The organism is Lysinibacillus sp. RC46, from assembly GCF_041262385.1.
Lineage (GTDB): Bacteria > Bacillota > Bacilli > Bacillales_A > Planococcaceae > Lysinibacillus.
On sequence record NZ_JBGCCF010000001.1, the window covers coordinates 352,711 to 371,074 of the forward strand.

Below are 18,364 nucleotides of genomic sequence, written 5' to 3' on the forward strand. Positions count from 1 at the left end.
TCCTCACTTTATAGTTAGTCTTCTTTAAAAATGATGACGCAATCTTCTCCGTCTACCTCTTGTAAATTTACGACAATACGCTCTGTTCCAGATGTTGGTACATTTTTGCCAACATAATCAGCTCTTATTGGTAGTTCTCTATGTCCTCTGTCAATCAGGACTGCGAGTTGAATTTGTGAAGGTCGTCCTAAATCCATTACTGCATCAAGTGCTGCGCGTACTGTACGTCCTGTATAAAGTACATCATCGACTAAAATAATTTTTTGATTAACGACCACATCATCAATATCTACTTGTTCAACATGTGCCTGTTCATTATCATGCTTTGTCGTTAAATCATCTCGATAGAGGGTGATGTCTAGCTCCCCCGTACGGATTGGTTTGCCTTCAATTTTTTCAATTCGTTCTGCAAGGCGTCTTGCAAGAAAGGCACCTCGTGTTTTAATACCAACTAAAATACATTCATCGATTCCTTTATTACGTTCAATAATTTCGTGTGCAATGCGTGTTAACGCTCTTGCCATAGATGGGCCATCTAATAGCTCATTTTGTGCCATGTAAGTTTCCTCCTCTCTTTTATTTATTGTTGGTCATGTGTCCATAAAAAAACCTCTCAAGGCGAATGGCCTGAGAGGGTTATATACGTGTTTAAATAGTATGTTGAAAAATTTGCAGCACAAATTTTTTACAACACATTCACATGTACCTTCTCAGCCTCTCTGGACTGTCATTAAAGGTGAATATTTAGTTAAGTTGTTCATTCACTTTCGTTAGTATAGACCTTCTTTTCCTATACGTCAATGCTTATTTCTTAAATCTAGTAATAATTGTTCATAATCAGCAGGAAGTGGTGCTTCGAACTCCATATATTCGCCTGATGTAGGGTGATCGAATCCTAAAATTCCTGCATGTAATACTTGTCCATTAAAGTCTATTGTCTTTTTTGGTCCATATTTTGGATCACCAACAAGAGGGTAGCCAATATATTTCATATGCACGCGAATTTGATGAGTTCGTCCTGTTTCTAAACGACATTCTACAAGAGTGTATTCACCAAAGCGTTCGATAACTTGGAAGTGAGTTACTGCATGCTTCCCTTTATCGACAACTGCTTGTTTTTGACGATCTTTTTGATCGCGTCCAATCGGTGCATCAATTGTGCCTTTATCATGTGCAATATGCCCGTGAACTAGCGCCGTATATTTACGTGTCACTGTTTTATTGACTAGCTGATTCACTAACGATTCATGAGCTGCATCATTTTTAGCAACCATCAATAATCCTGATGTATCTTTATCAATACGATGCACAATTCCTGGTCGCATAATGCCATTGATACCCGACAAATCCTTACAATGATGCATTAAACCATTCACTAGTGTACCCGTCATATGTCCAGGCGCTGGATGGACAACCATGCCCTTTGGTTTATTCACAACAAGGACATCTGCATCCTCATAAACAATATCAAGATCTAAGTTTTCAGGAATGACATCTAATGGCTCTGCTTCGGGTACATCAATTTCTACAATATCCCCTACTTTTACCTTATACTTCGCCTTGACAGTCTCTCCATTTACTTTGACAATACCATCAGTAATCCAATTCCCGATTTGTGTACGCGACCACTCTGATTGCACACCTGAAAGCGCCTTATCAATGCGCTCTCCCTGTTGTTGTTCTTCCATTGTATATGATACTTGCGTCATTCTTTCACCTGTTTCTTTCCTTTTTTATCTTCCATGATTATGCCAATCATTAATATTACTACCGCCATTGTTAAAGCTGCATCCGCAATATTGAAGATTGGGAAATCATAATTAATTACTGGAATTAATACATTTACAAAATCGACCACTTCACCTCTAAATATACGGTCAATAAAATTCCCTACAGCTCCGCCTAATAAAAGCATTAAGCCCACTTGAAAAATAGGTTTACCTTTAGCCTCTTTATGATAAAAATATAGGATGGCACAAATAACACCTATCGTAACAATGCTAAATAACCACATTTGGCCTTCTAACATTCCCCATGCTGCTCCTTTATTTCGATGAGACAATATCCCAAACCACGGATCCCATACTGAAATTCGTTCGCGTAACTCCATATTTTTCACAATTAGCCATTTCGTCCATTGATCTAAAAGAATCACGAATGCGGCCAATCCATAATATTTATACACAGACACTCCTCCGTTCGCTCAACATCTAACCTATTCTACCATAACAGCCCATCTCAGAATAACTAATATAGCATGAAAATATGGATCAATACCATTGTGTGGGGTTGATTTTCATTCCGACCAAGCGCTTTCCTGCGGATGTTTGTTGAGCTATCCCTCGCTTTGGTGGTTCTATCCATCATTTTGACTCTTCTTTCCGTCACTCTGGTTTCAATCCGTCATTCTGGCTCTTCTTCCGTCTCTCTGGTCTTTCTATCCGTTGTTCTGGCTCTTCTTTCCGTCACTCTGGTTTCAATCCGTCATTCTGGCCCTTCTTCCGTCTCTCTGGTCTTTCTATCCGTTGTTCTGGCTCTTCTTTCCGTCACTCTGGTTTCAATCCGTCATTCTGGCCCTTCTTTCCGTCGCTTTGGCATTTCTATCCGTCGTTCTGGCTCTTCTTTCCGTCACTCTGGTTTCAATCCGTCATTCTGGCTTTTCTTTCCGTCGCTTTGGCATTTCTATCCGTCGTTTTGACTCTTCTTTCCGTCGCTCTGGTTTTCTTCCGTCGCTTCGGCTCTTCTTTCCGTCGCTCTGGCATTTCTATCCGTCGTTTTGACTCTTCTTTCCGTCGCTCTGGCCTTTCTATCCGTCGCTCTGGTTTTCATCCGTCACTTCAGCTCTTCTTCCGTCGCTTTGGCATTTCTATCCGTCGTTCTGGATCTTCTTTCCGTCACTCTGGTTTTCTTCCGTCACTTCGGCTCTTCTTTCCGTCGTTCTGGATCTTCTTTCCGTCACTCTGGTTTTCTTCCGTCACTTCGGCTCTTCTTTCCGTCGCTCTGGACTTCCTATCCATCGCTTTGACTCTTCTTTTCGTCGCTCTGGTTTTCTTCCGTCGCTTCGGCTCTTCTTTCCGTCGCTCTGGACTTCCTATCCGTCGCTTCGGCTCTTCTTTCCGTCACTCTGGTTTTCTTCCGTCGCTTCGGCTCTTCTTTCCGTCGCTCTGGACTTCCTATCCGTCGCTTCGGCTCTTCTTTCCGTCACTTTCGTCTTTCTATCCGTCGCTTCGACTCTTCTTTCCATCGCTCTGATTTTCATCCGTCGCCTTGGCTCTTCTTTCCGTCGCTCTCGACCTTCAAAAAAAACGCAAGCCCCCATTACCAAGGAGACTTGCGTTACTAATTATATAGAATGCAGATTCTTATTTTTAAGCGTAATACTTTTCTACAACTTCTGCACAACGCGCACATACTGTTGGTTGTGCTTCATTTGAACCGACTGTTTCAGAAATAGACCAGCAACGCTCACATTTTTCACCTGTTGCTTTTTCAACAACAATCGATGCATGCTCTAGAGCTAATGCATCTGCAGGTGCAGCTTCAATTGACGCTACTTCAAAAGCAGAAACGATTGAAAGTTGTGCAAAATTAATGCTTGCATCATTTAATAATGCCGCCACATCTTCTTTCGCATAAACTGTCACTTTCGCTTCAAGTGATTTACCGATTGTTTTTGCATTACGAGCTTCCTCTAATGCTTTTAAAATATCATCACGAACATCAATAATTTTTACCCATTTTGCACGTAGACTTTCGAAGTTTTCATGTTCATCTACCTCTGGGAAGTCTGTTAATTGTACAGATACCTCTTCTACAACACCTTGAGCATGTAAGTAAGACCACATCTCGTCACTTGTATGAGGGATAATAGGTGACATGACTTTTACTAATGTCATTAATGTGTCATAAATAACTGTTTGCATCGCACGGCGATCTTTGTTGTCATGGCCTTCGATGTACACAACATCTTTTGCAATATCTAAATAGAATGAAGATAATTCTACTGCAACAAAGTTATTCACTGCATGATAAACAGCTGCGAAATCATAGCGATCATATGCAGCACGTACAGTTTTTAATACATCCTGTAAGCGCATATAAACGTACTGATCCATTTCACGAAGATCCTCATATGCTACTCGATCTTTCGTTACATCGAAATCAGCTACATTTCCGTGTAAGAAACGGAATGTGTTACGGATTTTTCGATAAACCTCAGATACTTGCTTTAACATATCCATTGAGATACGAACGTCGGCTGTATAATCTACAGAAGCAACCCATAAACGCAGAATATCTGCTCCATATTGATCCATAACTTTTTTCGGGATAATGACATTCCCTAAAGATTTACTCATCTTACGACCTTCACCATCCAGCACGAAACCATGTGTTAATAGTCCCTTATATGGTGCATAGCCATTAATAGCTACAGAAGTAATTAATGATGAGTTAAACCATCCACGGTGTTGGTCAGAACCCTCTAAATATAAATCAGCTGGATATTTCATACCACGTTCTACTAGCACACCTTGGTGAGAAGAACCTGAGTCAAACCAAACGTCCATAATATCGTTTTCTTTTGTAAATTCACCGTTCGGGCTACTTGCATGTGTGAAGCCTTCAGGTAATAATTCTTTAGCTGTTTTTTGGAACCAAATATTTGATCCATGCTCACGGAATAATGCTGAGATATGGGCAATTGTTTCTGGTGTAATAATTGGCTCTCCATTTTCAGCATAGAAAATTGGAATTGGCACACCCCATGCACGTTGACGTGAAATTACCCAGTCTCCACGGTCACGAATCATATTATAAAGACGAGTTTCACCCCAAGCAGGTGTAAATGTTGTTGATTTTACTGCGTCTAGTAACTCATCACGGAATGCATCTATTGACGCAAACCATTGTGGTGTTGCACGATAAATAACTGGTTTTTTCGTACGCCAGTCATGTGGATAAGAGTGTGTAAAGAAGTTAAGCTTTTCTAATGCACCGACTTCTTTTAATTTTTCTGTGATTAATTTGTTTGCATCATTGTAGAATACACCTTCAAAACCAGGTGCTTCATCTGTATAGCAGCCGCTATTATCAACAGGGCTAAGAATTGGTAGACCATATTGCTTACTAATATGATAGTCATCTTCCCCGTGTCCTGGTGCTGTATGAACACAGCCAGTACCCGCTTCAGCAGTTACGTGCTCTCCAACCATCACAAGAGATTCACGGTCATAGAATGGATGCTGTGCAACAATTCGATCTAATGCATCACCTTTAATTTCTTGAACAACTTCGTATGCTTCCCACTCAAGTTCGTTAGCAACTTTTTCTAATAATTCTTTTGCAATAATGAATTTTTTATCTGCAACTGCGACAACCACATAGATAAATTCAGGGTTCACAGAAATCCCTAAGTTTGCAGGAATTGTCCAAGGCGTTGTTGTCCAAATGATCATTTTAGCATCTGCTGGGACAACACCTTTAGCATCTTTAAGCGCAAAGCTTACATAAATAGAAGGAGATTTAATATCTTTATATTCAATCTCTGCTTCTGCAAGTGCAGATTCAGATGATGGAGACCAGTAAACTGGTTTTAAACCTTTATAAATATAGCCTTTTTCAGCCATCTTTCCGAAAACTTCAATTTGACGAGCTTCAAATTCAGGCTTTAATGTAATATATGGATTTTCCCAATCACCACGAACACCTAAACGGCGGAATTGTGTACGTTGGTTGTCGATTTGCTCGTAAGCATACTCTTCACATAATTTACGGAATTCAGCAACAGACATTTCTTTGCGCTTTACACCTTTATTCGTAAGTGCTTGCTCAATTGGTAAACCATGTGTATCCCAACCTGGAATATAGTTTACATGGTAGCCAGTCATAGAGCGATGACGCGTAATCATATCTTTCAGTACTTTATTTAAAGCATGGCCGATATGGATATCACCATTCGCATATGGAGGTCCATCGTGTAACACATACTCAGGGCATCCTTCTGTACGCTCCATTTGTAATTTATTAATGTCCATTTCATTCCATTTTTCTTGCATCTTCGGTTCATTTGCCGGTAAGTTCCCACGCATTGGGAAATCTGTTTTTGGCATTAATAAAGTATCTTTGTACTCAACCATTTTTCAATTCCTCCTTTATTTTACAAACAAAGAACATATGCACTTAGGCGCTCATACAATTACGACAGTTATTAGGCTTATCATTATAACGTGTGGTTGATTTCCGTTCCGGCCGGGCGCTTTCCTGGGGGCGTCCGATGAGCCGCTTCGCTTCGCTGCAGGGTCTCATCTGTGACGCTAATCCCCAAGGAGTCGCCCAGCCTACACTCCAATCAACTTATATACATGACATACGTTTTGTGAAATACCATCCTCAAGTTCTATTTATCGGCAAAATCAACACGTTTTAACAACAGAAGTATAAGTTACCTCCATTTGAACATAAAAAAGCCTCTCAATCCCTCAAAGGGACGAGAAGCTTATACTCGCGGTACCACCCTAATTGTAGCACAAAATTGTACTACCACTCTTAAAGCACGTTAACGTTGTGCATCACGAAATAACTTACTACATTCAGTTATTTTAGCTCAGAAGTGATGTTCATTGTTATTTGCTTGTTCGGGCTCACACTATCCCCAAATCGCTTAACTACGCCTAACAAATACTGTCTTCGTCTCTGCCTGTTTTGCATATGTGTTCAAAATAATTACTATTACATTAGTATATGAAAATCATACAATCACGTCAAGTTTCACTTATTGCTACCTAATATAGGATTAAACTTGATCGGCTTCCTGTGCTTCTTCAACAGATGCTTGAATTTCAGTAAGGTCAATATCGTATTGTAGCAAATGGTCCCAATCGTCTGCATTTAGTAAATCCAGTTGTGCCTCTACAAGCATTTTAAAACGATTACGGAATACCTTTGATTGCTTTTTCAGCTCATCAATTTCAATTGTTACTTTACGAGCCTTTGTTAAAGCCTCATTGATAATACGATCAGCATTTTTTTCTGCTTCCTTCACAATGAGTTTAGCCTCTTTTTGAGAATTTCTTCGTACTTCATCAGCTGCTTCTTGTGCAACAACAATTGATTTTTGTAACGTTTCCTCTAATGTGTTAAAATGTCTCGCTTGTTCTAAGGAAATTTCTAGTTGTCTGTCTACTTCCTTTTTTTCACGTAACAAAATTTCATAATCTTTGATAATTTGATCTAAAAATTCATTTACTTCATCTTCAGCATAACCTCTGAAAGATTTAGTAAACTCCTTATTATGTATATCAATAGGTGATAATGGCATACGATCCTTCTCTCCTTTACATGTACATTCGTACTTTCTATTATACAATTGTTCCAACAACTTAGCAGTAAAAATTAATGAAATTTACTTGATTTTTAGCTTTTTTGGGTCAATCGACCGATTTGTAAACGAATTTTATCTTTTTTTGTACGACCTTCAGTCATCATCATTTTTATTCGACCGCTTCCGCGTACAGATAAAATATCTCCTTCTTGTAATTCAAAAGCAACTGTATCCCGTTCAGTCCAATTGACACGTACCTTTTTACCTGTAATTAATGCTTGTGCCTTCTGACGAGAAATTTTTAAAACCGTTGAGATAATCACATCTAAACGCATAGAAGAAACCGTATGAGATTCTTCTAGCCACTCATCCTCGTTTTGTAGCAATGACTCCGTCTCTTTAATCGATTCTACATGTACCTTTACCTTGCCGATGCCTGTTAAATGTAAGCGTACATAATCAGCTACCTCAATCGCTACTACAAATTGTACAAGATGGTCATTGACACGAATATCACCGAATTTGCCACGATCCAATCCTAAAGATAACAAAGCTCCAAGGACATCTGGATGTCCTAATTGGACAAATTTCACAGGATATTGAATCGTAAATACTGTAAGCTGAAAATCTTCCTCCATAGGCTCATAATAAGTAGGATAAATCAGCATGCGTTGTCTTTCTGCTTCATCAAAGAGCCCAGCACTAGCTGTTTTTAATGTGTCATACTGTCCAATTATCGATGCTACAATAAAGCGCTGTCGAGGATCTAGAAAATCCGTAAGCTTTGGAGCATATCGATCCTCTACCTCATGCTGCCAGCCCATAACCTGTTCAATGAAAGGCTGTTCATCTTTTCTAAAATGCTGTATTAAATGCTCCATATAACTTCACCTCTATTATCACTCTTTTATTTGTACAATTTCATTGGTATTTTAAGGATATCTAAAAAATAGGCTCACAGGGGGCACGGGGCGTCCGACGAGCCGCCTCGCTTCGCTCCAGGGTCTCGCTACTCACGCTTAGGAATTCTAGGGGATCACCACTAAATTGTTTAAATTAAGTATTCCCCATAAATAAAAAATCCCCACCATTCGTGAGGATTTCTTATATTAAAACATAAAGTATATTTTTTGAATTACAATAAAAAGCCCATTTTTAATAAAATTAAGCATAAAAATTGCCACAATTGGTGAAATGTCAATCATCCCGATTGGAGGGATGAATTTCCTGAAAATCCCCAAATAAGGCTCGCATACTTTTTTAAGGAAACGGCCAATTGCTGAATCTTGTACAGCAGGCACCCATGACATTAAAACATATCCAACTAACATATAAGAATACACGTTAAATGCTAATGATATATAACCTAGAATTATCCATAAATCCATATAAACTACAATCCTCGCTATTAATTATCGTCTAAAATAAAATTCGAAATTTCGCCAGACACTTCTACATTATCAGGTGTGCATAGGAAAATATCTTTACCGATTCTTTGAATATCACCGCTAAGCGCATAAACTGTGCCACTTAAAAAATCAATAATCCGTACACCTTGTTCTCGCTCAATACGTTGTAAATTGACAATCGTTGCACGCTTATTTTTTAAGTGTTCCGCAATATCCTGAGCTTCGGCATAAACTCTAGGTTCAACTAAGACAACTTTTGCGCCTTTAGAATTCATGGCTGCCTGCAAACTTACTATGTTGTTTGTAGGTGTTGTACTTTGCGGAAAAATTTCCTGAACCGGTGCTTTACGCTCCTTCATCATTTTTTTAGGCTTCGCAGATTGAATCTGTTGCTGTTGTTGTACGGGTTGTTGCTGTTGAATAGGAGCTTGCGTGATTTCTTCTTCTAGTTCTTCCTCAAGATAAAAGAAATTTTTAATTTTATTTTTCATGCTCATCCTGTTCCCTTCTTTCATTTCCAACAAGAGCCGTTCCAACTCGAACAAATGTAGCCCCTTCTTCTACCGCAATTTCAAAGTCATTAGACATGCCCATTGATAACTCGGTACAAGGAGCGTGCGCGAATCCTTGCTCGGCTATTTGCTGTTGACATTGTTTTAATTGCTTAAAAACAGAGCGAATAATTGTATCCTCATCTGTGTTTGGTGCCATTGTCATTAAACCAACAACTTGAATTTTTGTAAAATCCTTTAATGATTCAATAAAAGGCAGAACTTCTTCAATCGATAAACCATGTTTTGCTTCTTCGCCAGATACATTAACTTGTACAAAACATTTGACAGGTTTGTCTGCTCTTTTTTCAATTTCCTGCGCTAAACCTAAACGATCTAATGAATGTAAAAAATCAATACTGTTAATAACTTGTCTGACCTTACGTGTTTGTAAAGACCCGATATAATGCCAATGTACATCAGCTTGAATCGTTTCAATTTTACGATTTAAGCCTTCAGGACGATTCTCACCTAAATGTATAAGCCCTGCATCAATTGCTTCTTGTGTTCTTTCTACAGAAACTTCTTTTGTCACTGCAATAATTTGGACTTTTTCTGTTTCACGATTTGCACGTTTTTTTGCTGTTTGTATAAGATCATTAATTTTCTTCAAATTTGCTAAGATTTTTGTCAATGTTTTTCCCAACTTTACAACAATAGTTTCTTTTATTGTAACAAGCAATGCTTGAATTATCAATGAATAGCCTGACCTATGTGAAAGTCCTTATACCCTACCTATGCTTTAAAATTGCTTAAATATTTTAATATGCAAAATATTTTTCTCTTTAGGATAATGCTTTTACTAAAATTACATCTTTCCCCACTACAAGTACATCTTTCATATACACTTTCCTAACAGATTCTTCTCCGCGAAAAAAGCCTAGATATTTACGGGGTTCAGCGATCATAAAAGCCGTTACATAGCCTGTTTCTTTGGATACCTCTGCATCTACCACAAATCCTAAAAAGCGTCCATTGCCTGCTTCAATAACTTCTTTTTGCTGTAACATTGAGAAACGCATTTTATCCCTCCCTAAATCAATTACTCTCAACATCGTTTTATCTCAACAAACTATGTTTTCTCTTTATATTTATGTGTTTATTGTTGTTTAAATGAACATGAATTGATTAAGGAATCTCTCTTTGGCAAAAAGAAGAGGTAATTTCCGTTCCAGACTACTCGCTTTCCTGTGGGCGAGCGTCGAGCCGCTTCCTCCGCTTTTGTTTTCGCACAGAAAACATCCGCTCCGTGCAGGGTCTCACCTGTCTCGCTTTTCCCATGAGAGTCGAGTAGCCTTCCATTCCAATCAATGATAGTGCAGTACTTTTAATTTATGCAATTAAGAATGAACGCTATGGCCACTTACCATAATCAAACAGAATAGAGAATGTTATTGTACATCTGCTGCGCAAACATTTTGCATACTATCACTATAAATTAAAGAGTGAAATGCTAAAAGACACTTACTAATGAATTGATTGGAGTCGAGACTGGGCAACATAAAAAAGTAAAAGGATTCACTCACAGTTTTGTGTGTGAATCCTTTTTGTTCTTCTGAAGGAGGATGTCGATAAAAATTAAAAGTTAGGTGATAAAACGTGAAAGTTGGTAGATAAAATTTAAAAGTTGGTAGATAAAACATGAAAATTGGTAGATAAAATTTAAAAGTTGGTAGATAAAACGTAAAAGCGGCTCATCGGGCGCCCCAGGAAGCTTTGCTCTTCGCGAAAGCGAAGCGGCAGCTACAAAGCGCCCAGTCGGAACGGAAATCAACCCCTGCCCTACTTAATTTATCCCATTGATATAAATTAAAATGCGCACCCTGAATTCGGATGCGCATTGTTTTTTACTTATAATCTTTCTGCATTGTTTCAATTGCATTTTTTTCTAGACGTGAAATTTGCGCTTGAGAAATCCCCAATTCTTTTGCAATTTCAGTTTGTGTCTCACCGTAATAAAAACGCTTTGCAACAATCATTTGTTGACGATCATCTAACTTCTGCAAACTTTCCTTTACTGACACGTAGGCAACCCATTGATCTTCTGATACATCATCATCACGTAATTGGTCCATCATATAAACAGCGTCTCCACCGTCTGAATAAATGGGTTCCTGTAAGGAAACTGGGTCTTGAATGGCATCTAAAGCAAATAAAACATCTTCCTTTTTCATGTCAATCATCTCAGCAATTTCTTCAATTGTTGGCTCTCGTAAATTATCGGTTATCCATTGTTCTTTTGCCTGCATTGCCTTGTATGCAATATCTCTTAGAGAACGAGAAACGCGCAATGCATGATGATCACGCAGATGGCGACGAATTTCACCAATGATCATTGGAACAGCATATGTTGAAAATCGTACATTATGCTTCAAATCAAAATGATCAATAGCTTTCATGAGGCCAATACAGCCTACCTGAAATAAATCATCTGCCTGTTCACCCCTGTAGGCAAATCTACCGACTATACTGAGCACTAACCTTAAATTGCACATTACAAGCTCTTCCCTAATCTCATTTTCTCCAGCTTGTAAACGAATGAATAGTTCCTTCATTTCCTCGTGTTTTAAAATTGGCAAAGTCGATGTATCTAAGCCGCAAAGATCAACTTTAGTTCGCATATTCGATTCCTCCGGATGTTATTCTCTGACTAAACCGTTACATCAGTTTGTCCGAGAGAAACGAGAATATGCACAAAAGCTACGACCAATTTTAGGTAGGTTAAATTTCCCTCCCTAAGATATTGGCTGATTCAGATTTTCACGTAAATCTTGAATAATTTTCTTCTCTAATCGGGAAATATAAGATTGCGAAATGCCTAAATGATCAGCAACTTCTTTTTGAGTCATTTCAATTTTTCCATTGAGACCAAAACGACATTCCATAATATATCGTTCACGTGCACCTAGTAAATTTATGGCATGAAACATATGTTGACGCTCAATTTTCTTCTCTACATTGTCTAAAATAATATGCTCTTCCGTTCCTAAAATATCAGACAATAACAACTCATTTCCATCAGCATCAGAGTTTAATGGTTCATCTAGTGAAACTTCACCCTTCATGCGACTTGTTTTACGTAAATGCATCAAAATCTCATTTTCAATACAACGAGATGCGTATGTGGCAAGCTTAATATTTTTATCTGTATTGAACGTTTCAATCGCCTTTATTAAACCGATAGAGCCAATACTTATTAAATCCTCAATCGGCGTACCCGTATTATCAAAACGTCTAGCAATATAAACAACAAGACGTAAATTACGTTCAATTAGTGTATCTCTAGCACGTAAATCACCATTCATAAAGGATGCAATGACTGTAACTTCTTCTTCTCGACTTAATGGCACTGGCAATGAATCATTTCCCCCTATATAGTACGTTTCACGACTCCGAAACTTACTCCAAAATTTTTTCAAGCTAGCAAGTAGCCTAAGAAGCAATAGTTCTCCCCCTCTATGAGTTATTTGAAAGCGCTGAAAAATGTAAAATTGCTGCTGTGCTATGCGGAAAATTTTTAGCCTTTTTTGTTAAAACGATATATTCATTCGATTTCACTTGTGAGTGCTCCCCCTTTATATGCCACTCTTCAAAGCGAAAACCTAATACAACCGATTGCTGTTGTACTGTATTGACATGAATAAATCGAATGTAACGCTGATAATCTTCTGAAAACATGGATACATTATACGGATCAGTTTCTTGCCATTCTAACAATGATTTGCTAAATGCTGCAGGTAAATGTGGACGTAATGCTGAATAAGAGACAAAGTGAACAGGTTTTCCTGAAAGTGGCTCAATCGCTTGATTTCCCGTATCCACAAATGCAGAAAGCGGTATCTTTACATCAAAAATTTTTAACGTTGTATCAAACACAAACTGACCACTTAACCGCTCAAGCTTTACAAATCCCCATTGCTTATAAAAAGCTACAAGATTACCAACAGCTAATAGTAGGCAAATAATTATAAAATGGACAACAGAAAGATTCTTTAAATACGGTTGTAATGCTGTTAATAATCCACCAATAATAATTGTTGCTGTTAAAACGATCGGTCCTTGCTTTTGAAAGCTTCGAATCTTGAAGCGAAAAGCTAGTCCAATCAGTAAGATAAAGCTCAGTAGCGTCGTCAACAGCATTTGTCCACCTATTACAGCTACAAAACTACTACAAATAGAACTCATTAATAATCTCGTGTTCTTTACAAAAACCCCTGTTACTTTTGCCGTAAACTTGAGTATCGCTAGATTAAAAAGTGTATTAATGAGCACCAGCCATTCTCCATACATAACAGCCGCCTCCTACATACAAAGTTAGCATGTTACTCCCACAAATATTGTCAAACAATCGCATCATTTCATTAAAATGTTTTGACAAAATACATCTTTTCCTTACACATTTGAACATAATTAATTTTTTAGACGTTGAAAATGGTCAGGGAGATTTTTACGAATGTTGGAGCGTTTTATATGAGGATGATTTCTGTTCAGGCTATTCGCCGCTTTTCTGAGAGGCGACGTCGAGCCGTTTCCTCCACTATTGCTGTTGCCATGTGAATCAGTTGCTTTACGTTCCGACTAGGCTACATAATGAATCCTTTTTTTGCTCTTTTGAAGGTGGATGTCGATAAAAATTAAAAGTTGGTTGATAAAACGTGAAAGTTAGTCGATAAAATTTAAAAGTTGGGCGATAATTCCTGAAAGTGTTTCGATAAAACTAAAAAGTTGGATGTCATTTTGTTAAAAGGTATGTCATGTGAATTGGTTGATTGGAGTGAAGACTGAGCGACTCCTTGGGGATCATCAAATAGAGGAACGAAGGCTAAAACCATCACGTCCTGTGATAACGCCTTCATGACCAACATCGGTGCTGCTGCCGCTTCGCTTTCGCGCAAAAAACATCTGTTGGCCCGAGACTCTGCAGCGAAGCGAATGTTTTCTGTGCGAAAGCGTAGTGCTAACGTAGCGGCAGCAACAAAGCGGCTCATCGGACACCCCCAGGAAGCTCTGCTCTGTGCGAAAGCACAAAGCGCTCAGTCGGAACGGAAATCAACCCCTCGTTTTGCAGAAAAGCCATACTTTATTTAATGTTTCATATCAACACAAAAAGCTCGTATTTCACATAATGTAAAATACGAGCTTTTTAGAAGGTTGGATGCTGATTTATCCGCGATTTTTACGGTTACGTAAAAATGCTGGAACCTCAAGCGTGTCATCCTGTACATAATTTTGTTGGTTTTGACGTGGTTGCTCTTGTTGTACGTGCACCTCTTGACGTTGCTCACGAATCGGAGCTTGCTGTTGCGGTGCAGCATTTCTATTTGCATTTAACGTCGGTCTTGTAACATTACGCTGTTGCTGTAGAGCTTCCTCTGAGAAACCAGTCGCAATTACTGTCACAATAATTTCATCCTTTAGATTTTCGTTAATAACAGAACCGAAAATCATATTTACTTCTTCATCTGATGCTGATGCTACAATATCTGCAGCCTCTTGTACTTCAAATAGGCTAAGATTTGAGCCACCAGTAATATTCATGAGGACACCTTTAGCGCCATCAATTGATGATTCAAGTAAAGGACTTGAAATAGCTTTCTTAGCTGCTTCTGCAGCACGGTTTTCACCTGTAGCAATACCAATACCCATTAACGCTGAACCTTTGTTAGACATAATAGTTTTTACGTCTGCAAAGTCTAAGTTAATAAGACCTGGTGTTGCAATTAAATCTGAAATACCTTGTACACCTTGTCGTAAAACATTATCTGCTTCACGGAAGGCCTCTAGCATTGGCGTAGATTTATCGACAATTTGTAATAGCTTGTCGTTCGGAATGACGATTAAAGTATCAACAGACTCTTTCATGCCACCAATACCACCGATAGCTTGTGTTTGTCGTTTGCGACCTTCAAACGTAAATGGACGCGTTACAACACCGACTGTAAGAGCTCCTAAATCGCGAGAAATTTGTGCGATTACTGGCGCGGCACCGGTACCAGTTCCTCCGCCCATTCCAGCTGTAACGAATACCATATCTGCCCCACGTAGAACCTCTTCTAATTGTTCACGACTCTCTTCAGCAGCTTTTTTCCCTACTTCAGGATTTGCACCTGCACCTAATCCACGTGTAAGTTTTGTACCAATTTGTAGCTTTATTTCTGCTTTCGATAAATTTAGCGCCTGTGCATCTGTGTTTACTGCGATAAAGTCAACACCTTGTACACCATGTTCTATCATTCGGTTGACAGCGTTGTTACCGCCGCCACCAACACCAATGACTTTTATTACTGCAAGTTGATCAACACTTGTATCAAATTCTAACATTTCTTTTTCCTCCCACGGTAACTCGACTCTGTATCATTCATTACGCATTCAAGATCAATTATGCCTCGGTATAATTGCGTCCGGAATCGGCTTTGTGCTGGCACAAAGAACTCCTTTCCGATTCCGTGACATCCGCCGGAGGCATTAACTTCTTTCAGCAGGTGTTTGGACATCTGCTGAAAAGTAGCTTAAATCCGCATTCATCTCTCACCACCTATAGAGGTGGGAGACTTCTGCTGAAAGAAGTTAATCAAAAAATTTATCAAATAATTTTTTTGCTCTTCCGATTACGCTTCCTTTTGATTCTGAAGGTGCAGCATATTCTTGCTTCTTAGGTGTGGCTGTAGGGGATCCTACAACTGCATATTCAATAGGCTGCGTATTAGTACCTTTTCCATAAAAATCATCTTCTAAATAGGCGTAACGAATAAGTCCAACTGCCGTCGTAAATGAAGGCTCTCTAACGCCAATATAGTCAGGTGTATATATTCTAACACGTGTTTGCAGAATCTGGCGTGCCAGTTGAGCAATTCCCTCAAGCTTTGCAACGCCTCCTGTCAAAACAACACCGCCTGGTAAATCTCTAACACCTAGACGGGCTAACTCGTCGATGACTAACTCAAATAATTCTTCCAAACGAGCGCCAATTATTTCTGATATAAAGCGCTGACTGTACTGATCTGTTGAATCTGTCCCTACAACCGGTACTTCGAAGAGTTCATCATCTGATGCGTCATCATAAAAGGCATGTCCAAATTGATGTTTAATTTGTTCTGCCTGTTCTGTTGGGGTTTTTAAGACGATTGAAATATCTTTCGTAATATGATCGCCACCAACTGGAATGACACCCGTATGAGTTAACAGTCCTTCTTCGAATACTGTGATAGTCGTTGAACCGCCTCCTAAATCAATGAAAGCGGTACCTTGGTTTTTTTCATCCTCTGTTAATGCAAAGTAACCTGCTGCTAATGGTTGTAAATAGATTTCTCGAATACTTAGACCTGCACGTTCTACACAACGTAATACATTGTGTAAAAGTGTTTTGGAAGTTGTGATCATTGTGGCATCCATTTCTAAACGAATACCAATCATACCTCGTGGATCTTTGATTTCATCTAAATTATCCACAATAAATTGTCTTGGAATAATATTTACTAATTCACGTTCAGGAGGTATTGACATGACTTGTGCAGATTCTACCACTCTATCTAAATCATCATCTGTAATTTCTCTATTTTCACTATTTACAGCGACAACACCTTTAACTAGCTGTAACATCGTCTGGTTAGCAGGAACCCCTAAAACGACTTCATTAATTTGATACCCTGTCATTCGTTCAGCTTGCTCTATTGCTTTTCGAATCGATTGAACTGTTGCATCAATATCAACAATTGCACCTTTTCGAACTCCATTCGATTTTACATTTCCGACACCAATTACATGTAATTGGCCGTCGCTCATTTCACCTATTAATACCTTGATAGAGGAAGACCCTATATCAAGAGAAATATATAAATCTTGCTGATTCAATTAGCTGCACCTCCTTGAAAAAATGCTCTTATTCTCATTCTATTGTAAATTCGGCATAATGTCTAAGCAAATCGAGTATTTTGCTCAATTTTTCTCTCATTCTATGGAATTTTTGTTCCTTTTGTGACGTTTCTCATCTAAGCGAGTTAGTAAAATACGCCTAATAATTGCTATATTCTGGAACAAACGTACTCCGAAGGCAAAAATAGCAGCTAAATACAAATCTATCCCTAAATACACACCTAAAAAGGCTAATCCCGCTGCCAAAGCTATATTAAAAAAGAATCCTGACACAAATACTTTATCGTCATATACTTGCTGTAATTGAGCACGAATACCGCCAAATAATGTATCTAAAGCTGCTAAAACAGCTATTGACAGATAATTTTCATATATAGAGGGTATTTGTATATTTGTTAACAAGCCAAGGGCAAGTCCAAATATCAAACCTAAAAATGGTAGCCACATATATTATTCTCCTTTTTCCACCTCTGTTAAATAATCATTTGTCAATGGCTGCTCAAATGCTGGGATTGTTAAATGCTCAGTTGGTTCCTCTATTATTAAATTAAAGTTATCCAAATAAAAGGAATCGATAAATGTAGAAGCTTGTAACGAGTTGTACATTTTTTGAGCTTCTTTAAAAGAGCTTGTCCCAACATAAATTTCAAAGGGTGGTGCGGACAGTGGTACACTGTTCACTGTAGTCTTTCCATTTATGTCTCGAATGGCTGTCGTCTGAACAACGCGGTTTCCATCTATCGAGACACTCGCTGCATTGTTTTTAAACAGAGCATTTAGTAATTGGGTTAGTAAATCAGGTGTAATTTCTTTGATTTCAAACCCCATTTCAACTAATTCGGGTGCTGGTTCAACTCGAAGTATAACTCCTGGACCTGTGACTTCTGTTAGCCCGGCCTGTAGTTTTAAACGATTCAGCGTTTCATTTAATGCTGACTGTAAATTTGCTTTCTCAGATTGCTCATAGCGACCCACTACTTCATTAAGTGAGCGAATTTCTGCTAATAATGCGGAATGCCTTTGCTTCTCTTCTGCTAATTCCTCTCTTATGGCCCAAATATCTCGTGTATCTCGCTCAGCTGGTTGCTTTATGGTATTGTATTGTACCGCTATCATCAAACCGATAATAAATAGCACGATCGTTATTCGGGTAAACATATTTTTTTTCAAAATAGCCCCTCCTAGACGTATCGTAACCCCTCACAGATTTA

Annotated in this window: 20 protein-coding genes and 1 other annotated feature; of the genes, 2 read left to right on the forward strand and 18 right to left on the reverse strand. The window is 38.6% G+C overall.

What is annotated here, in order from left to right; all coding sequences use genetic code 11:
• Positions 1–14: 14 nt before the first annotated feature.
• The 3 genes from pyrR to lspA form a co-directional block, all read right to left on the reverse strand.
• Entirely contained in the window at positions 15–557 is a 543-nt protein-coding gene (gene pyrR, locus ABH966_RS01720) for a bifunctional pyr operon transcriptional regulator/uracil phosphoribosyltransferase PyrR (protein ID WP_370075302.1), read from the reverse strand.
• Between the two features lie 240 nt (positions 558–797).
• Positions 798–1,709: an RluA family pseudouridine synthase gene (locus ABH966_RS01725; RefSeq protein ID WP_370075303.1), complete on the reverse strand. Its 912-nt coding sequence runs from the start codon at positions 1,707–1,709 to the stop codon at positions 798–800.
• Positions 1,706–2,185, reverse strand: coding sequence for a signal peptidase II (gene lspA / locus ABH966_RS01730; RefSeq protein WP_370075304.1), 480 nt, complete (start codon positions 2,183–2,185; stop codon positions 1,706–1,708). Before lspA ends, ABH966_RS01725 begins: the two co-directional genes overlap by 4 nt.
• A 138-nt stretch (positions 2,186–2,323) precedes the next feature.
• Here lspA and ABH966_RS01735 point away from each other — a divergent pair, with 138 nt between their 5' ends.
• Together ABH966_RS01735 and ABH966_RS01740 are read left to right on the forward strand one after the other, a co-directional pair.
• Entirely contained in the window at positions 2,324–2,698 is a 375-nt protein-coding gene (locus ABH966_RS01735; RefSeq protein WP_370075305.1) for a hypothetical protein, read from the forward strand.
• Positions 2,674–3,252 carry a hypothetical protein gene (locus ABH966_RS01740; protein WP_370075306.1) on the forward strand — a complete coding sequence of 193 codons (579 nt, stop codon included), beginning with the start codon at positions 2,674–2,676 and terminating at the stop codon, positions 3,250–3,252. The genes ABH966_RS01735 and ABH966_RS01740 overlap by 25 nt, the downstream gene beginning before the upstream one ends.
• Before the next feature lie 116 nt (positions 3,253–3,368).
• Here ABH966_RS01740 and ileS read toward each other — a convergent pair whose 3' ends face one another.
• The 15 genes from ileS to ABH966_RS01815 all read right to left on the reverse strand — a co-directional run bounded on the left by ileS (position 3,369) and on the right by ABH966_RS01815 (position 18,323).
• Positions 3,369–6,137: an isoleucine--tRNA ligase gene (gene ileS / locus ABH966_RS01745; RefSeq protein ID WP_370075307.1), complete on the reverse strand. Its 2,769-nt coding sequence runs from the start codon at positions 6,135–6,137 to the stop codon at positions 3,369–3,371.
• Between the two features lie 343 nt (positions 6,138–6,480).
• Positions 6,481–6,703: a binding site (T-box leader), on the reverse strand.
• A gap of 90 nt (positions 6,704–6,793) precedes the next feature.
• Positions 6,794–7,318, reverse strand: coding sequence for a DivIVA domain-containing protein (locus ABH966_RS01750; RefSeq protein ID WP_142507538.1), 525 nt, complete (start codon positions 7,316–7,318; stop codon positions 6,794–6,796).
• A 95-nt stretch (positions 7,319–7,413) separates the two neighbouring features.
• Positions 7,414–8,202 carry a YlmH family RNA-binding protein gene (locus ABH966_RS01755; protein WP_370075308.1) on the reverse strand — a complete coding sequence of 263 codons (789 nt, stop codon included), beginning with the start codon at positions 8,200–8,202 and terminating at the stop codon, positions 7,414–7,416.
• A 228-nt stretch (positions 8,203–8,430) separates the two neighbouring features.
• Positions 8,431–8,709, reverse strand: coding sequence for a YggT family protein (locus ABH966_RS01760; protein WP_370075309.1), 279 nt, complete (start codon positions 8,707–8,709; stop codon positions 8,431–8,433).
• 20 nt (positions 8,710–8,729) lie between these two features.
• Positions 8,730–9,227: a cell division protein SepF gene (locus ABH966_RS01765; RefSeq protein WP_370075310.1), complete on the reverse strand. Its 498-nt coding sequence runs from the start codon at positions 9,225–9,227 to the stop codon at positions 8,730–8,732.
• Positions 9,211–9,915 carry a YggS family pyridoxal phosphate-dependent enzyme gene (locus ABH966_RS01770; RefSeq protein ID WP_370075311.1) on the reverse strand — a complete coding sequence of 235 codons (705 nt, stop codon included), beginning with the start codon at positions 9,913–9,915 and terminating at the stop codon, positions 9,211–9,213. The genes ABH966_RS01765 and ABH966_RS01770 overlap by 17 nt, the downstream gene beginning before the upstream one ends.
• 151 nt (positions 9,916–10,066) lie before the next feature.
• The gene (locus ABH966_RS01775) at positions 10,067–10,303 is read right to left on the reverse strand and encodes a PRC-barrel domain-containing protein (protein WP_049668351.1); all 237 of its coding nucleotides are present in this window, start codon (positions 10,301–10,303) and stop codon (positions 10,067–10,069) included.
• Between the two features lie 825 nt (positions 10,304–11,128).
• Positions 11,129–11,902 (reverse strand): RNA polymerase sporulation sigma factor SigG, encoded by a 774-nt coding sequence (gene sigG, locus ABH966_RS01780; protein ID WP_142507543.1) that lies wholly within the window; start codon positions 11,900–11,902, stop codon positions 11,129–11,131.
• 114 nt (positions 11,903–12,016) lie between these two features.
• Positions 12,017–12,724: an RNA polymerase sporulation sigma factor SigE gene (sigE, locus tag ABH966_RS01785; protein WP_049668349.1), complete on the reverse strand. Its 708-nt coding sequence runs from the start codon at positions 12,722–12,724 to the stop codon at positions 12,017–12,019.
• Between the two features lie 13 nt (positions 12,725–12,737).
• Complete coding sequence (locus tag ABH966_RS01790; protein WP_370075312.1) at positions 12,738–13,571, reverse strand: sigma-E processing peptidase SpoIIGA; 834 nt, start codon at positions 13,569–13,571, stop codon at positions 12,738–12,740.
• Positions 13,572–13,957: 386 nt separating this feature from the next.
• A complete protein-coding gene (locus tag ABH966_RS01795) occupies positions 13,958–14,269 on the reverse strand; it encodes a hypothetical protein (RefSeq protein WP_370075313.1) in 312 nt (103 codons plus the stop codon).
• A 175-nt stretch (positions 14,270–14,444) separates the two neighbouring features.
• Positions 14,445–15,602 (reverse strand): cell division protein FtsZ, encoded by a 1,158-nt coding sequence (gene ftsZ, locus ABH966_RS01800; RefSeq protein WP_370075314.1) that lies wholly within the window; start codon positions 15,600–15,602, stop codon positions 14,445–14,447.
• A gap of 246 nt (positions 15,603–15,848) precedes the next feature.
• Entirely contained in the window at positions 15,849–17,132 is a 1,284-nt protein-coding gene (ftsA, locus tag ABH966_RS01805) for a cell division protein FtsA (protein ID WP_370075315.1), read from the reverse strand.
• A 96-nt stretch (positions 17,133–17,228) separates the two neighbouring features.
• Positions 17,229–17,600: a small basic family protein gene (locus ABH966_RS01810; RefSeq protein ID WP_370075316.1), complete on the reverse strand. Its 372-nt coding sequence runs from the start codon at positions 17,598–17,600 to the stop codon at positions 17,229–17,231.
• A 3-nt stretch (positions 17,601–17,603) separates the two neighbouring features.
• Positions 17,604–18,323 (reverse strand): DUF881 domain-containing protein, encoded by a 720-nt coding sequence (locus ABH966_RS01815; RefSeq protein ID WP_370075317.1) that lies wholly within the window; start codon positions 18,321–18,323, stop codon positions 17,604–17,606.
• Between the last annotated feature and the right edge of the window lie 41 nt (positions 18,324–18,364).

What these genes read in the sequence shown, in the direction of transcription:
- pyrR (WP_370075302.1), bottom strand. Translation starts at nt 557, where the DNA reads ATGGCACAAAATGAGCTATTAGATGGCCCATCTATGGCAAGAGCGTTA.
- ABH966_RS01725 (WP_370075303.1), bottom strand. Translation starts at nt 1,709, where the DNA reads ATGACGCAAGTATCATATACAATGGAAGAACAACAACAGGGAGAGCGC.
- ABH966_RS01735 (WP_370075305.1), top strand. Translation starts at nt 2,324, where the DNA reads ATGTTTGTTGAGCTATCCCTCGCTTTGGTGGTTCTATCCATCATTTTG.
- ileS (WP_370075307.1), bottom strand. Translation starts at nt 6,137, where the DNA reads ATGGTTGAGTACAAAGATACTTTATTAATGCCAAAAACAGATTTCCCA.
- ABH966_RS01750 (WP_142507538.1), bottom strand. Translation starts at nt 7,318, where the DNA reads ATGCCATTATCACCTATTGATATACATAATAAGGAGTTTACTAAATCT.
- ABH966_RS01755 (WP_370075308.1), bottom strand. Translation starts at nt 8,202, where the DNA reads ATGGAGCATTTAATACAGCATTTTAGAAAAGATGAACAGCCTTTCATT.
- ABH966_RS01760 (WP_370075309.1), bottom strand. Translation starts at nt 8,709, where the DNA reads ATGGATTTATGGATAATTCTAGGTTATATATCATTAGCATTTAACGTG.
- ABH966_RS01765 (WP_370075310.1), bottom strand. Translation starts at nt 9,227, where the DNA reads ATGAGCATGAAAAATAAAATTAAAAATTTCTTTTATCTTGAGGAAGAA.
- ABH966_RS01775 (WP_049668351.1), bottom strand. Translation starts at nt 10,303, where the DNA reads ATGCGTTTCTCAATGTTACAGCAAAAAGAAGTTATTGAAGCAGGCAAT.
- sigG (WP_142507543.1), bottom strand. Translation starts at nt 11,902, where the DNA reads ATGCGAACTAAAGTTGATCTTTGCGGCTTAGATACATCGACTTTGCCA.
- ABH966_RS01790 (WP_370075312.1), bottom strand. Translation starts at nt 13,571, where the DNA reads ATGTATGGAGAATGGCTGGTGCTCATTAATACACTTTTTAATCTAGCG.
- ABH966_RS01795 (WP_370075313.1), bottom strand. Translation starts at nt 14,269, where the DNA reads ATGAGCCGCTTTGTTGCTGCCGCTACGTTAGCACTACGCTTTCGCACA.
- ftsZ (WP_370075314.1), bottom strand. Translation starts at nt 15,602, where the DNA reads ATGTTAGAATTTGATACAAGTGTTGATCAACTTGCAGTAATAAAAGTC.
- ABH966_RS01810 (WP_370075316.1), bottom strand. Translation starts at nt 17,600, where the DNA reads ATGTGGCTACCATTTTTAGGTTTGATATTTGGACTTGCCCTTGGCTTG.